Annotated in this window: 16 protein-coding genes; 7 read left to right on the top strand and 9 right to left on the bottom strand. The window is 65.2% G+C overall.

All coding sequences use genetic code 11. The features are described 5' to 3' along the window. The first annotated feature begins 21 nt into the window (after positions 1-21). On the top strand, positions 22-288 hold the full coding sequence (locus RIC54_RS10575; RefSeq protein ID WP_350095949.1) for a hypothetical protein: 267 nt from the start codon (positions 22-24) through the stop codon (positions 286-288). On the opposite strand, the gene RIC54_RS10570 is transcribed toward RIC54_RS10575, so the two are convergent. Then, positions 285-917, bottom strand: coding sequence for a histidine phosphatase family protein (locus RIC54_RS10570; RefSeq protein ID WP_350095947.1), 633 nt, complete (start codon positions 915-917; stop codon positions 285-287). The two genes, RIC54_RS10575 and RIC54_RS10570, sit on opposite strands and share 4 nt — an antisense overlap. 97 nt (positions 918-1,014) lie before the next feature. Here RIC54_RS10570 and RIC54_RS10565 point away from each other — a divergent pair, with 97 nt between their 5' ends. Further along, a complete protein-coding gene (locus RIC54_RS10565) occupies positions 1,015-2,211 on the top strand; it encodes a pyridoxal phosphate-dependent aminotransferase (protein ID WP_350095945.1) in 1,197 nt (398 codons plus the stop codon). Between the two features lie 74 nt (positions 2,212-2,285). Continuing rightward, positions 2,286-2,537, top strand: coding sequence for a hypothetical protein (locus RIC54_RS10560; RefSeq protein ID WP_350095944.1), 252 nt, complete (start codon positions 2,286-2,288; stop codon positions 2,535-2,537). Positions 2,538-2,540: 3 nt separating this feature from the next. On the opposite strand, the gene RIC54_RS10555 is transcribed toward RIC54_RS10560, so the two are convergent. The 5 genes from RIC54_RS10555 to RIC54_RS10535 all read right to left on the bottom strand — a co-directional run bounded on the left by RIC54_RS10555 (position 2,541) and on the right by RIC54_RS10535 (position 6,069). Next, positions 2,541-3,284 carry a sulfite exporter TauE/SafE family protein gene (locus RIC54_RS10555; RefSeq protein WP_350095942.1) on the bottom strand — a complete coding sequence of 248 codons (744 nt, stop codon included), beginning with the start codon at positions 3,282-3,284 and terminating at the stop codon, positions 2,541-2,543. 4 nt (positions 3,285-3,288) lie between these two features. Beyond that, complete coding sequence (locus tag RIC54_RS10550; protein ID WP_350095940.1) at positions 3,289-3,639, bottom strand: DUF6614 family protein; 351 nt, start codon at positions 3,637-3,639, stop codon at positions 3,289-3,291. 27 nt (positions 3,640-3,666) lie between these two features. Next, positions 3,667-4,134, bottom strand: a complete 468-nt coding sequence (locus tag RIC54_RS10545; protein ID WP_350095938.1) for an RNase A-like domain-containing protein — start codon at positions 4,132-4,134, stop codon at positions 3,667-3,669. 13 nt (positions 4,135-4,147) lie between these two features. Beyond that, positions 4,148-5,362 carry an NADP-dependent isocitrate dehydrogenase gene (locus tag RIC54_RS10540; RefSeq protein ID WP_350151007.1) on the bottom strand — a complete coding sequence of 405 codons (1,215 nt, stop codon included), beginning with the start codon at positions 5,360-5,362 and terminating at the stop codon, positions 4,148-4,150. A 104-nt stretch (positions 5,363-5,466) separates the two neighbouring features. Then, a complete protein-coding gene (locus RIC54_RS10535; protein WP_350095934.1) occupies positions 5,467-6,069 on the bottom strand; it encodes an LOG family protein in 603 nt (200 codons plus the stop codon). A 405-nt stretch (positions 6,070-6,474) separates the two neighbouring features. Between RIC54_RS10535 and RIC54_RS10530 the strand changes: the two genes are divergently transcribed. From RIC54_RS10530 to RIC54_RS10515, 4 genes are read left to right on the top strand one after another with little or no spacing between them, the layout of a single operon-like run. After that, entirely contained in the window at positions 6,475-7,650 is a 1,176-nt protein-coding gene (locus RIC54_RS10530) for a LysM peptidoglycan-binding domain-containing protein (protein WP_350095932.1), read from the top strand. A 15-nt stretch (positions 7,651-7,665) separates the two neighbouring features. Further along, positions 7,666-8,352 (top strand): phosphatidylserine decarboxylase, encoded by a 687-nt coding sequence (locus RIC54_RS10525; RefSeq protein WP_350095930.1) that lies wholly within the window; start codon positions 7,666-7,668, stop codon positions 8,350-8,352. Continuing rightward, entirely contained in the window at positions 8,349-9,215 is an 867-nt protein-coding gene (pssA, locus tag RIC54_RS10520) for a CDP-diacylglycerol--serine O-phosphatidyltransferase (protein ID WP_350095928.1), read from the top strand. Before RIC54_RS10525 ends, pssA begins: the two co-directional genes overlap by 4 nt. Positions 9,216-9,227: 12 nt before the next feature. Then, complete coding sequence (locus RIC54_RS10515) at positions 9,228-9,833, top strand: CDP-alcohol phosphatidyltransferase family protein (RefSeq protein WP_350095926.1); 606 nt, start codon at positions 9,228-9,230, stop codon at positions 9,831-9,833. A 14-nt stretch (positions 9,834-9,847) separates the two neighbouring features. On the opposite strand, the gene RIC54_RS10510 is transcribed toward RIC54_RS10515, so the two are convergent. The 3 genes from RIC54_RS10510 to RIC54_RS10500 are packed head-to-tail and all read right to left on the bottom strand — an operon-like array spanning position 9,848 to position 14,725. Then, positions 9,848-13,057, bottom strand: a complete 3,210-nt coding sequence (locus RIC54_RS10510; protein ID WP_350095924.1) for an efflux RND transporter permease subunit — start codon at positions 13,055-13,057, stop codon at positions 9,848-9,850. Next, on the bottom strand, positions 13,054-14,145 hold the full coding sequence (locus RIC54_RS10505; RefSeq protein ID WP_350095922.1) for an efflux RND transporter periplasmic adaptor subunit: 1,092 nt from the start codon (positions 14,143-14,145) through the stop codon (positions 13,054-13,056). The genes RIC54_RS10510 and RIC54_RS10505 overlap by 4 nt, the downstream gene beginning before the upstream one ends. 22 nt (positions 14,146-14,167) lie before the next feature. After that, positions 14,168-14,725, bottom strand: coding sequence for a PadR family transcriptional regulator (locus RIC54_RS10500; RefSeq protein ID WP_350095920.1), 558 nt, complete (start codon positions 14,723-14,725; stop codon positions 14,168-14,170). Positions 14,726-14,769: the final 44 nt, after the last annotated feature.

The following is a 14,769-nucleotide window of genomic DNA, read 5'->3' as shown; positions in this document are numbered from 1 at the left end:
CAGCCGACGGGCCAGCGCTGAATGTCCGGGCGCATCGACAAATCCTGGACCGTGTTCGACAGCCTGGAGAACGCGCAGCACGATCGGTGCGTCGATCTGTTCGCGCGACCGGATGGCACTTACGGCTTCGAGGAGTTCCGGCGAGACCCCGAGGACCAGGGCGAATGGACGCCGGTCGGGTACTATTCCGTTGCGGTTTATGCCTCCAGCGGAGCGGCGCTTATGGCTGCTGAGCAGGCCGTGGCGTGGCTCGCGGAAAGCCAAACAAACGCAAAGCGCCGCCGCTAAACCGTGCTCTCCGCTCGCGGGCTGTCGGGCACGTCGACGGTTATCGTGGTTTCGGTGCCGGCCTCCAGCCGGTGATACGCATCCTGCGGACGGTCGAGGGCGAAGGTCTGTTCGCGGGTCAGGCCGAGATACAGGCCTCGCGCGACCTTGTTCACCACGCCATGCGCCACGATGACGTGGACGCCGCCCATGGCCTCGCATTCGGCCAGGAAGGGCCTGACCCGATCCTGGACGTCCTGGCTGCTCTCGCCGTTCGGGTAGCGGTAGTTCCAGGGATCCGCATTGCGCCTTGCCGCTTCCTCCGGGTGGGCCCGGTCCAAGGCGCCCCAACCGGGGAAACCGTCCCAGTCCCCAAGCGTGATCTCCTTCAGACGGTCGTCCCAGACGACCGCCTCGTAGTCGACGCCCAGATGTTCCGCGACGATCGCTGCCGACTGTCGGGCCCGGCCGAGCGGGCTGGCGACCAATCGGAAGCCGGTCCCGTTGACGAGGCCGGCCAGCGAACGGCCGACCGCGTCGATCTGGGCGAGGCCGAGCCGGGTGAGGGGCGCATCGAGTTGACCCTGCAGCCGGCCGATCCGGTTCCAGGTGGTCTCGCCGTGCCGGAGGAAGTAGAGCGTTGCGGGCATCGGTTATCGCTTAGCCCAACTGGCGGTCCCGAAAAAGGCTCTATTCCGCGGAGGCGCTTTCCGATATGCCCGGTGCCGACGGATTCAGGAGGTTTCAATGACTCAGCGTGCGATTCTCGACGACCTTCGGCACGACGTGGCCGAACTCGAGGAGACCGGAATCGTCAAGGTCGCTGTGCACGGCTGGGGCAAACCCGGCCTGATCCCGATGTGGTTCGGCGAGGGTGACCAGCCGACTCCGGCGTTCATCTGCGACGCCGCCGCCGAGGCGATGCGTCGGGGCGAGACGTTCTATACCGACCAGCTCGGTATTCTGCCGCTGCGCGAATCGCTGGTACGCTACACCAAGCGCACGTTCGGTGTTGACGTGACGACGTCGGAAGTCTCGCTGGTGACCGCCGGCATGTCGGCGCTGTACCTCGCCATGGACATGCTGATCGAGCCGGGCGACGAGGTCATCGCGGTCGGCCCGGTGTGGCCGAACATCTACTCGACGGTCGAGGTCCACGGCGGCGTGGTGCGGCATGCCTCGATCGACTTGGTCGATGGCGAATGGATGCTCGACCTGGATGCGCTGTTTGCGATGGCAAGCGCGCGAACCAAGGCGATCTTCGTGAATTCGCCGGGCAATCCGACCGGCTGGATGATGGAGAGCGACGAGCAGCGCGCGCTCATGGATTTTGCCCGCGCCAGGGGCATCTGGGTTATCGCCGACGAGGTTTACCACCAGTTGGTGTTCGACCGTGACGTCGCGCCGTCGTTCCTGCAGGTGGCGCGGCGCGACGACCGGCTGCTAGTGGTGAACTCGTTCTCCAAGTCCTGGCTGATGACCGGCTGGCGCATGGGCTGGCTGACCCACCCGCCGGAGCTCGGGCCGGTGATTGCCAAGCTGGTGCAGATCACCACCTCGGGCGTGCCGGCGTTCCTGCAGCGTGCCGCGATCACCGCGCTGGAGGATGGCGACGAGGTGACCAAAGCCCTGCGCGCGCGCTGCAAGATCGGCCGCGACCTGGTGTTCGACCGCCTGGAGTCCTGGCCGAAGCTGCGCCTGGCCCGTCCGAAGGCGGCGTTCTATGCGTTCTTCGCGGTCGAGGGGATGACCGACAGCGTGGCATTCGCCAAGCAGATCATCGATGACGCCAATGTCGGCCTGGCGCCGGGATCGGCGTTCGGACCGGCGGGCGAGGGGTATCTTCGGCTGTGCTTCGCTGCCAGTGCCGAGACCATCAACCGTGGTCTTGACGCTTTGGAGCCGATTCTGGGCGCGGGCGCGGACCAGCGCCGGATTGCTTGATCCGGGTGGTTTCGATGTGCTGCGCGGTCGGCCGAGTTGACGTATCCTGACGGCATGAGACGGAGGCACGCATCATGGCCTTGAGGCCGACAGGACCGGGGGAACCGCAGGTTCCGGCACCGCGTCTCCGGCCGGCGTCGGTTCCGACCAGTACCCCGGCGACCCGTCCGTCCGAGACTCCGCGCCGCGAGCCCGGGTACCGACTCAAGACCGCGACCTCGCCGGACGAGATCGACCGGCAGATCCAGCGCCTGATGGCACTGATCGCCAACGACAACATCGATCCCGATGCGCCACCGGGCAGCTATCTGAACCTGCTGGTCTGACCGCTATCCGAGCGCCGGTACCAGCAGCGCCACGCCGGAGACGCCGAGCAGGACCAGCAGCACCCGCGCGAACACCTTGTCGTCAATCCGCCGGTACAGGCTGAAGCCGAGCCAGGCGCCGAGCCCGATTGCCGGAAGAGCAGCCACGAACAGGCCGCCGACCTCGGCGGTGAGCCGCCCTTGCCACGCGTAGGTACAGATCGTCACCGTGTGCATGACGGTGTTGAACAGTTGGAAGATGCTGCGTTGCCGGTCCTTCGGCCATCGGCGCAGCGAGCACCAGATGGTCGGGAGTATCCCCGACAGGCCGGCGAAGCCGCCGAGCACGCCGCCGGCGAACCCTACGGCAGCGTCGGCAAACCGGTTCTCGATCTTCAGAACCGGCAGCCGGCCCGAGACCAGGATGGCGACCGAGTACAGGACCAGCAGAGCGCCGGCGATGTGGCGGAAGGTGTCGGCGGCCAGTACCGAGAGCAACGCTGCCCCGAACGGCACGCCGCACACCCCGCCGATCAGGAACGGCATGGCGGCGCGCCAGTCCAGTCGGCGCCAGATCATCGGGATCACGATGAGTTGGACGGTCAGGGACGCTGCGACCACCAGCGGTGACACCACGGTCGACGGCAGGACGTGGGCGTACAGCCCAAGTGTCGTGGCGGCGAATGCGAAGCCGGCGAGCCCACTCGCCGTCGCTCCGATCAACGCACCGACAATGACGACGAGCAGGACGAGGGGTTCAGCCGGCACCGGCTCAGAACCGCTCTTCGCCGTGCTGGCGATGCGGATCGGGGAAGTCGCGGTACAGGGCGAAGACCGTGTTCTCGACCAGGGAGTTCACGCCGTGGTGGAAACCCTCCACCGGATCGGCGCGGCTTGAGACGCGGGTGAACGCGGCGTCAAGCTGGGCCATGTCTCGGGTCTCGATCCAGATATGGAACTCACCAAGGCCCGGTGCCCCGAGCCCGAGTTTCCGGCGGGTGACGCGGAACGTCTCTATAAGTCCGCCGTCGCGCAGGTTTCCAAGATACTTGTCGATGGCGTCCACGAAGGTCGTGTCACGCACACCGGGCTTCAGATCGCACCAGATGTGGTAGAGATCCACGCGGCTTCTCCTGATCGTCGTCGCCGACTATCTGGTTGGAAAGGCGGTCACCAAACGGCAGGCACCGCCGCCGATAGCCTCCAGAACCACCGTTATGCCGTGGGCCGGGAAGCCGGATCCGTTTCCGCGTTCGACGAGGATGCCGATGGGCTGCTCGAACGCCATCCGGACCTCGGCGCGTTCGCCGGCCTGCGCCACGCGAGCCCAGCTATCGTAGTCGGACTCGTCAGGGCGCAGGGCCGCCGAGATGACCTGCCGAGCCGTGTTGTGATCCGGAAAGGAACTGGTCGCCGCCATCGCCGGGTCCATGGCAAGACGCGCCGCCAACTCGCCAGTGCTTCGCCCGACGTGGCGATCCATGGTGTCGCCGCCAAGCCGCTCTTGTTCCTGCAGCCAGCCGTCCTTGAACGTACTGGGAACACACTTGGCGGCGGCCGGAGCCGCCGCCAATATCAGTGCGCTGAGTATGACTGCGCCGCCAACTGATCGCCGCATGCACGCCCCTCGGTCAGTTCATGGCCTTTTGCAAGTTCTCGTCCAGTTTGCCGAGAAACTGTTGCGTTGTCAGCCAGGGCTGATCGGGACTGATCAGCAGCGCCAGGTCCTTGGTCATGTGTCCGGACTCGACCGTGTCAACACAGACCTTCTCCAGCGTCTCGGCAAAACGTCCAACTTCCGGCGTCTGGTCGAACTTGGCCCGGAACGCCAGCCCGCGGGTCCAGGCGAAAATTGACGCGATCGGATTGGTCGACGTCTCCTTGCCCTGCTGGTGCTGGCGATAGTGACGCGTCACCGTGCCGTGCGCCGCCTCGGCCTCGACGGTCTTGCCGTCGGGGGTCATGAGGACCGAGGTCATCAGGCCGAGCGAGCCGAAGCCCTGGGCCACGGTGTCGGACTGGACGTCACCGTCGTAGTTCTTGCACGCCCATACGAAGTTGCCCGACCACTTCAGCGCCGAGGCGACCATATCGTCGATCAGGCGATGCTCGTAGACGATGCCCTTGGCTTTGAACTGCGACGCGAACTCGGCGTCGAACACTTCCTGGAACAGATCTTTGAAGCGGCCGTCATAGGCCTTGGGGATGGTGTTCTTGGTGGACAGGTAGACCGGCCAACCGAGGTCGAGCCCGTAGTTAAAGCAGGCGCGGGCGAACCCGATGATCGACTCGTCCAGGTTGTACATGGCCATCGCCACGCCGCCACCGGGGAAGTCGAAGACGTTGTAGGTCATCGGTTCGCCGCCGCCTTCCGGCTGGAAGGTCAGCGTGAGCTTGCCCTTGCCGGGGACTACGAAGTCGGTGGCGCGGTACTGGTCGCCAAAGGCGTGACGGCCGATCACGATCGGCTGGGTCCAGCCCGGCACCAGCCGCGGAACGTTCTTGCACAGGATCGGCTGCCGGAACACGGTGCCGCCGAGGATGTTGCGGATCGTGCCGTTCGGCGACCGCCACATCTTCTTCAGACCGAATTCCGCGACGCGATCCTCGTCGGGAGTGATCGTGGCGCACTTCACGCCGACACCGAATTCCTTGATGGCGTTGGCAGAGTCGATCGTGATCTGGTCGTCGGTCTTGTCGCGAGCCTCCATGCCGAGGTCGTAGTACTTCAGATCGACGTCGAGGTACGGAAGGATCAGCTTGTCCTTGATCATCTGCCAGATGATCCGGGTCATCTCGTCGCCGTCGAGCTCGACGATCGGGTTTGCCACCTTGATCTTGGCCATCGAAAGCTCCCAATCACATACAAAATCGCCCACAGGACCGGTGGGCGCGGCACAATATCATCGAGGCCGGCCAAAGCAAGCAAGCGAAGCGGCCGGCCGGTTTCCTACAGCCACTTGGCCGATACGTTGGACGATGGCGCGGGGAAGGTGCTGATGGCGTCGAACACGGCATCGACCGTGTTCACCACCCGGAACAGGTTGCGGTTCTCGGCCCGCGAGAATCCTGAATCGATCGTGTGGTCGATCAGCTTCAGCAGCGGCTCCCAGTACCCTTCGACATCGACCAGGACGACGGGTTTGCTCGACAGCTGCAACTGCGACCATGTCAGGACCTCGAGGGTCTCGTCGAGGGTGCCGAGACCGCCGGGCAGCACCACGAAGGCATCCGCGCGTTCGTACATCTCGGCTTTGCGCTGGTGCATGCTGTCGGTGATCACGAGTTCGCTGACCGCGCCGTGACCAACCTCGAGGTCCATCAGGAACCGCGGGATAACCCCGGTCACCCGCGCTCCGCCTTCAAGCGCCGCGTCCGCGACCAGGCCCATCAGGCCAACCCGCCCACCGCCATACACCAGTTCGTCGCCACGGACGGCCAGCAGGCGCCCGAACGCGGTCGCCGCATCGCGATAGCGCTCGTCAACCCGTGCCGAGGAGCCGCAAAAGACGCAGACGCGAAGCGGGCGATTGTCGTTTGGAGATGATGTCATGACGCCGTCTTTGGCATTGCTCGCCGCCGCGGTCAACCGGCGCGCGCCACCCCCGCCGATTGTATCGAAACCGTGACGGGTTTAAGGTCCGACAGGCAATTAAGGGCTCACGGATCGATGGTCGCAAAACCGGTCACCGTTGGCGTCGTCGGGGTAGTCGTCCTGGCGTCCGCTCTTGTGTTGAATTACTTCGTCCTCCCGGACGATGAAGCCGACATTGCGACTCCGACACCAGTTCCATCGGTGCCGGCAACGGCACCACCCAAATCTTCAGCCGAAGCGCCGAAGAAGGTTGCTCCGGCCGCGCCATCGCAATCGTCGACGGCGGCAGCCCCGGCACCGCGACAGGAACTGCCGTCGGCTCCCAGCTTCGACATCGTTCGTGTCGATCCGGAAGGTAATGCCGTGATCGCCGGCAGGGGCGCGCCGAACAGTGAAATAGCGATCATCGACGGCGAGGACGAGATCGGCCGCGTGGTGACGGACGATCGCGGGGAATGGGTATTCGTGCCGCCAGCCAAGCTGGCGCCGGGCGAGCGGGTGTTGATGCTGCGTGGGCTGGACAGCACGGGCAAGGAGTCGACTGAGGCGGTAGTTCTGGTGATTCCGGAGAGTGGCAAGGACATCGCGGGACGTCCGTCGGCCGAACCGAGTGTTCCGCTCGCCGTGGTGGTTCCAAGGGACACCGGCGCGGCAGGCAGCGGTGCGGTAGCCAGAGTGTTGCAGGCGCCGTCAGCGGGACCAATCGACAACGCGGATTCCGTGACACCTGCCAATGTGGCTCGTGCAAGCGGGGCTGGTGCGAGCGGGACTGGCGCAAGTAGCACTGGCGCAAGTAGCACTGGCGCAAGCGGAACCAGCAGCGTCCCGGCGACGCCAGCGCCGGACAAGGCCACTGCTGCCGCCGATCAGGCGGACAGGGCGCCGGGATCGACGTTGGCCGGAGGCGCCCTGGCTCGCAGTACCGCCAACGAAGCCGCCGCTTCGGCGCGCGCCCCGGCGGCATCAGGGTCCAGCGCGCCGCAGGCCGGCGCAGCGTCTTCCGACTCAATAAAAATGGCTTCCGCCGAGCCCGTCGCGTCGGCCTACCCGGAACCGGCGCCGCAGGCAAAGTCGGCGGACGGCGACAAGTCGGAAGATGTCGCGGTTGACGTCATCGACTACGACGACAAGGGCGAGGTGGTGTTCAGCGGGCGGTCCGAGCCGGGCGCTCGGGTCGAGGTCTTCATCGACAACCGCAAGGTCGGTGATACGGCTGCCAATTCCGAAGGACGCTGGAAAATGCAGCCAGCCGATCCTGTTCCGCCGGGCTCGTACCAGCTCAGGGTCGACAAGGTCGCGCCGACCGGCACCGTGGTGGCCCGGGTGGCCTTTCCGTTTGTCCGCGCCAATCCATTGACGGAATTGCCGAAGGGCCGCCTTGTGGTCATTCAACCGGGTAACAATCTGTGGCGCATAGCGACGCGGGTTTACGGATCGGGCGTCCGGTACGTCGAGATCTTCGACGCCAACCAGGATCAGATCCTCAACCCGGACCTTATCTTTCCCGGTCAGGTGTTCGGCCTGCCGCGTGTGAACTGATCCGAAGAGGGTTCATTGCTCGACAGCATTCTGGTTCCGATCGCCCGGGAAGGGCGGCCGTTCATCGCCGCGTTCGCCGTGGTCACATTGATTCTTGGCATGATCGCCGGGTGGCTGGTGGTTCCCGCCGGCATCCTGACGGCGTGGTGCGTGTACTTCTTCAGGGACCCGCATCGGGTAACCCCGACGCGCGCCGGTCTGGTGGTCAGCCCCGCCGACGGCCTAGTCGTCTCGGTGGCGTCGGTTCCTTGGCCAAAGGAACTGGCGATGGGGGACGGCGAAGCGACCCGCATCGGGATCTTCATGAACGTCTTCGACGTGCATGTGAACCGGGTGCCGACCGACGGCAAGATCACAAAGCTCGCCTACGTGCCGGGGGCCTTCTTCAACGCCTCCTTCGACAAGGCGAGCGAGCACAACGAGCGTCAACTGGTGGCCATGGAGACCCGTGACGGCCGCCCGCTCGCGTTCGTCCAGATCGCCGGTCTGGTGGCACGCCGCATCGTCTGCCGGATTACCGAGGGACAGGCCGTGCTGGCCGGCGAGCGGATGGGAATGATCCGGTTCGGCAGCCGAGTGGATGTCTATCTGCCGGCCGGCGTGTCCTCGCTAGTCACCGAGGGCCAGCGATGCGTCGCAGCCGAGACGGTGCTGGCCGACCTCACCTCGGACGAGCAGGCCCGGGATGGAGAGGTGCGATGAAGCGCTTCCGCCGTCGTCGCAGCCCGCGGTTCAGCGGGCAGTCGTTCAACAAGCTGATCCCGAACATGATCACCGTGTTGGCGGTCTGCTTCGGCCTGTCCGGGGTTCGCTTTGCGCTGGCGGGGAAATGGGAGTTTGCCGTCGCCATGATCGTTCTGGCGGCGGTGTTCGACACGCTCGACGGCCGCATGGCCCGCCTGCTACGGGCCCAGTCGAAATTCGGCGCGGAGCTGGACTCCTTGTCGGATTTCGTCAGCTTCGGCGTGGCGCCCGGCATTATCGTGTTCCTGTGGGCGCTGGAGCCGCTGACCAATTTCGGCTGGATGGCCGTGTTGTTCTATGCCACCTGCTGCATGCTGCGGTTGGCCCGGTTCAACACCCGCCTTGACGACGACAAGCCGTCGTTCGCCTACAATTACTTCACCGGCGTACCGGCTCCAGCTGGTGCCGGTCTGGCCCTGTTGCCGCTGATGCTGGATTTCCAGGTCGGCTTCGGTCCGGCGCTTGCGCCGTGGGCCGTCGCGGGTTGGCTGGTCGTGGTCGGCCTCCTGATGGTGAGCCAGGTTCCGACTTTCTCATTCAAGCGGATGAAGGTGCCGCAGCCTATGGTGCTGCCCATCCTGATCGGTGCCGGCCTTGTAATTGCCGGCGTCGTCAGTGCGCCTTGGTTCATGCTGGCGTTGCTGATCATCGCCTATCTGGGTTCGATCCCGCTCTCGGTCATCGCGTATCGCCGTTTGCTGAAGGAGGCCGAGCAGATGACCGCTGCCGCTCCGGTCGTCACCGATCCGAACGGCATGGCTGACTCTCCAACGGGTGCGGTGGAGCCGAGTTCAGGCGATCGGCCGGCCAAACTGCACTAGGCCGCGGTCGGGATGTTCGACGCGGCCCTGCGGCGCGTTATTGATCCGCCGCTCGATGTGTTGGGCTCGGGCCTCGCCCGGATGGGCGTTTCGGCGAACGCAATCACGGTGGGCGGTTTCCTCGTCGGCATCCTGGCGGTGCCGGCGCTGGCGTTCGGCCGCTACGATGTCGCTTTGGCCCTGATCCTCATCAACCGGCTGGGCGACGGTCTGGATGGTGCTGTTGCCCGCAGCGTGGGGGCGTCCGATCTTGGCGGTTACCTCGACATCGTGCTCGACTTCGTCTTCTACAGCGCGGTCGTGTTCGGCGTTGCGCTCGGCCGACCGGATCAAGCGGTGTGGGCGGCGTTCCTGATCTTCAGCTTCGTCGGCACCGGCGTATCTTTCCTGGCCTACGCGATCATTGCCGCCAAGCGTGGCGGCGAAGACAAGCGTCAGGAGCGAAAGTCATTCATCTACCTCGGCGGCCTGGCCGAAGGGGCGGAAACGATCCTCGCCTTGGTCCTGATCTGCGTGCTTCCGGACCTGTTTGCCTGGGTCGCGGCTGTGTTCGGTGCGATGTGCTGGATCACCACGGCTACTCGGGTCACCGAGGCGGTGCGGGCATTCGGAGACTGATGGACACGGCCCGCCTATTCAGCCGCGCGCGGCAGGTCGTAGCCGGGGGCCGTGCCGTCGACGGCGGTTGAGCGGCCACGGCGGGCGGCGTAGCGCGCCTTCAGCTTGCGCCAGCCAGTGCCGACGTTCGCCCGGAACATCAGGGCAGCCGGCGTCACCAGAAGCGTCAGGACCGTGGCGAACGCCAAGCCGAACACAATGGCGGTGGACAGCGATACCCACCACTGGGTCGACGGCGCGCCGTAGGTGACTTCGCGCGTGATGAAGTCGATGTTCATCTGCAGCACCATCGGCATCAGGCCGAGGATGGTGGTAACGGTCGTCAGCAGGACCGGCCGCAGGCGTTGCGCACCGGTCCGCAGGATGGCGTCGCGCACGTCCGCGTTGTCCTTCTTCAGGGTGTCGAAGGTGTCGATCAGCACGATGTTGTTGTTCACCACGATACCGGCGAGGGCGATGACGCCGATGCCGCTCATGACGATGCCGAACGGGTTCCCGGTCACCAGCAGCCCGATCATCACCCCGATGGTCGACATGATCACGGCCGAGAGGATCAGCAGCGCCGAGTAGAAGCTGTTGAACTGGGTGACCAGGATGATCGCCATGATGAACAACGCAACCCCGAACGCCTTGACCAGAAACGCCTGGGCTTCCTGCTGCTCTTCGTCTTCGCCCTTGAAGGTTGCCTCGACGACGCTCGGCAGGTTGGCGTCCTGCAGCCAGGCCCGAAGCTCCTGGACCTTGTCGTTCGGCAGGACGCCCTCTGCCACGTCGGCGCGAACCGTGATCGACGGCTGACCGTCGATGCGGCGGATCTTGCCGACCTTCGGCTCCGGCGTCATGGTCACGAAGTTCCCGATAGGGATCAGGCCTGAAGCGGTCTCCATCTGGATCTGGTTGAGCTGTTCAAGGGTGCGCATCGCCACCGGGTATCGGATGACGACGTCAATTTCCTCGTCGCTGTAGTCCGGCCGGTAGTCGGTGATCTTCATGCCCTTGGTCACGAGCTGGACGTACTGGCCGATGAGGCTGATGTCCGCGCCGAATTTCGACGCCTGGGCGCGGTCTACCGTCATGCGCCATTCGATTCCCGGAACGTCGCGGGTATCGTCGATGTCGATCAGGCCGGCCATGTTGCGGAACCGATCCATGGCGACATTGGCTGCGGCATCCAGCGCGTCTCGATCGCGGCTGCGCAGCTGCAACTGGACCGCCTTGCCCGTTGGAGGACCACCTTCCTGCTCGCGCGGCTCGACCCAGATGCCGGGCAGGTGGCGGGTGCGCTGGACGATGGCGTCGAGGATCTCCCGCGCCGGCTTGCGCTGCTGCCAGTCCTTGAACTCGATCTGAATGCTGCCGATGACGTCCTCGGCAATCTCCTCGCCAGCGCCGCCACCGCCGGTGCGTTCCCCTATGAAGGTATAGACAGACTTGTAGCCGCCTACGTCCAGGACCTCGCGCTCTACCGGCAGCACCAGGGCCTTCTTCTCTTCGATCGAGAAATTGCCGCGCGCGTGGACATAGATCATCGCGATGTCGGGCTCCACGTCGGGGAAGAACTCCACGCCGTTGCCATGGGTCGCGTAGTAGACCTGGACCCCGATCAACGTCCCGAATGCGGTCAGCAAAACAAGGCCCGGTCGCCGCAGGGCGGCACGCAAAATCTTCAGGTAGAAGCCGGTGAAGCCGGTGATCTCGTCGACACTTCCGGTCTCGGCGGCGGCGAGTTGCTTGCGGCTGCGCTCATCCGGCGCGCTCGCCTTGCCGATCAGCCCGCCGAGGGCCGGGATGAAGATCAACGCCATCAGCAGCGACGCTGCCAGGGTAGCCAGAAGAGTGATCGGCAGGAACTTCATGAACTCGCCGACCACGCCGGGCCAGAACAGCAGCGGGAAGAACGCCGCGAGCGTGGTGGCCGTCGATGCGATGATCGGCCACGCCATGCGCTTGCCGGCTTCGGCGTAGGCCGCCGATTTTGGCAACCCCTCCGCCATCTTCCGGTCGGCCAGCTCGGTCACGACGATGGCGCCGTCCACCAGCATGCCGACCGCCAGAATCAGGCTGAACAGGACCACGATGTTGATGGTCAGGCCGAGAAAGGACAGCACCAGCATCCCAAGGAGGAACGACCCTGGAATGGCGATGCCGACCAAGCCGGCGGACCGCAACCCCATCGCCGCCACGATCACGATCATCACCAACAGGATCGCGCTGGTGACGTTGTTCTGCAGGTCGGTCAGCATCAGCTTGATCTGGTCTGACTTGTCCTGACTGAAGGTGACGTCCACGGTGTCGGGCAAGCCGATCGCCGCCTCGCCCACGATCGCCCTGACGTCGGCGATCGTGCCGATGATATTGGCGCCGGTGCGCTTGGTCACCTCGATGGCGATCGCCGGCTGGCCGTTCAGGCGGGCATAGCTGCCGCGGTCCTTGAACCCCTGTTGGACCGTGGCGACGTCGCGGATCCGCACCACGGCATCGCCCCGCGCCTTGATCGGCTGGTCCAGGATGTCCTGGACTCCATGATACAGCCCGGGAACCTTGATCGGAAACCGGCCGGACCCGGTGTCCAGCGTGCCGGCCGCGATGAGCTGGTTCGATCGCGAGACCGCCTCGAGCACGGTCGCCGCCTGCAGGCCGTAGCTCTCCAGGCGAAGCGGATCGATCACCACTTCAAGCAGTTCTTCGCGCTGGCCGGTCAGCTTGGCGTCCAGGACGTCGGGCAGGCCTTTGATCTCATCGCGCACGTCACGCGCCATCAACAGCAGGTCACGCTCCGGCACCTCGCCGGAGAGCGTCACGACCATTACCGGGAACAGCGAGAAGTTGACTTCGTGGACGGTCGGCTCGTCGGTTTCCGATGGCAGCTCCGGCTTCGCGATGTCGACTTTTTCGCGGACGTCGTCGAGCGCGGAGTCGGCATCGAAGCCGGCGTCGAACTCCAGAACTATGTTGGCGCCGCCCTCGTGGGCGGTCGAGCGCATCTCCTTCACGCCTACGATCGAGCGCAGCTCCTGCTCCATCGGACGCAGCAGCAGCCGCTCGGCATCCTCGGGCGAGATCCCTTCGTGGTTCAGCAGGACGTAGATGATCGGGATATTGATGTCCGGATCAGCTTCCTTCGGGATATCGATATAGGCGACCGTGCCGGCAATCAGGATCAGAACCAGGGCCGACAGTGTGGTCCGGCCGCGGTGCAGCGCGGCCTCGATGATTGCTCTCATGACTGCGGCGCCTTGGCGGAAGCTTCCACCGGGGTGACCAAGTCACCATCCTGCACCAGTTGCTGTCCCACGGTGACGACCCGCGCCGTCTCGTCCAGTCCGGTGACCCATGCGCCCGCGCCGTCGGAGCCGATCACCCGGATGCGACGAAACCGCGCCACATTGCCGCCATCGACCACCATGACGCCGATCTTTCCCTGATCGTCGAGCAGGAACGCGGCCGGTGAGACGTGGTGAGCCCGAACGGTCGGCAGCGGGATCAGCAGTTCGGTCGTCATACCCTCGCCGATGCGGCCATCCGGATTGGTGAACTCCGCCTCCACCTTGAACGTGCGGGTCGCAGTGTCGGCGACAGCGGCGGTGTAGGTGATGATGGCGGGGCGCTCCTCTCCGCTTGCCAGCCGAGCGGTTGCCGTCATGCCGTCGACGAGGGCCTGCATCTGCTGCTCGGGGACATAGACAACCGCCCGCAGGGGGTCGAGCTCGACCAGGGTCGCGGCGATATCGCCAACCTTGAGGTAGTCACCGACCTCCATCGGCCGCTCGTCGAGAACCGCGTCGAACGGTGCAACAATGCGGGTGCGCTCCACGTCGACGCGGATGCGGGCTTCTTCGGCGCGCGCGTCCTGGTATTCGGCCAGCGCCTCCGCGCGCTTGGTTTCCGCCTGGAATCCGCTGGCCGCCAGTTTGCGGGCCGCTTCATACTCGATCCGGCGTTGCTCAACCCGGGCCTTCGCGCGTTCGAGCTGTGCTTGCCGGTCGGCTTCGTCCAACTGCAGGATCATCTCGCCGGCAGCAACGCGCGTACCTCTCGCCGGACCGATCTTGGCCACGCGACCGTCCGTCTCCGCGCGAATCTCGATCGACCGGGCGGACTTGGTCTGTCCGGATGCCCGAATGACCGCCCGGTAGTCGGCGGCATTTGAAACGATGACCCGAACCCGCGTCGGAGCCGGTTGCTTGGCGGTATCGTTGGCCGCTTCGCTGGCCGCAGTGGCAGGCTGGTCGGAGACCTGTCCGGACAGAATCCAGCCGACCGCCCCCAACGCAATCAGGGTTGCCAGAACGATCGAGGGGTTCACGCGCATCGTGGAAGTCCTTGTTCGGCCACTATTCCGCAGCCTGGGAGTGTTTGCTCAACCCGGACAGCAACGGCCCGCGGTTTCGAACGAGATAATCTGCCGCGGCGCGGTACACCTCGACACCGAAGCCCGAGACCAGCCATCGACCGGGATCGATCTCGGCACCGGATGACTGCCTTTCCATACGGCAGGCTTCGATGTGGTCTGCCTGGCTGGTGTATGACTCGATGTAGCGGTCGATCAGGGCGGCCACCCGATCCGGCGGCAGCTCGCGCGCGAAATACAGCAGGAACAGCATGTCGGAGCGAAACTGATCGTGTTCCGGTTCCTGGCCGATTGCCCGGAGAAAGGCCGCGCGTCCGGTCTGTGTCAGGCGATAGACCTTCTTGTCGGGCCGCCCGTCCTGTTCATGGGCCTCCGCCACGGCCATGCCGTCGGCCAGCAGCCTGGAGAGCGCCGGATAGATCGAGCCGAAGCTGGCACGCTGGAAGTGGGCGAACGGCCCTTCCTCGAATGCCTTCTTGATCTCATAGCCGGTCGCCTCGCCCTGGAACAGGACCGCAAGGCACAGCGTCTTCACGTCCATCGAGGGCCGGTCCGATCAGTGGTGAATCATATCGGTCCGATATA

This window comes from Thalassobaculum sp. (genome assembly GCF_040219215.1).
In the GTDB taxonomy this organism is placed as follows: domain Bacteria; phylum Pseudomonadota; class Alphaproteobacteria; order Thalassobaculales; family Thalassobaculaceae; genus Thalassobaculum_A.
The sequence above is the reverse complement of the archived record's forward strand: the minus strand, read 5'-3'. Positions and strand labels throughout refer to the sequence as shown.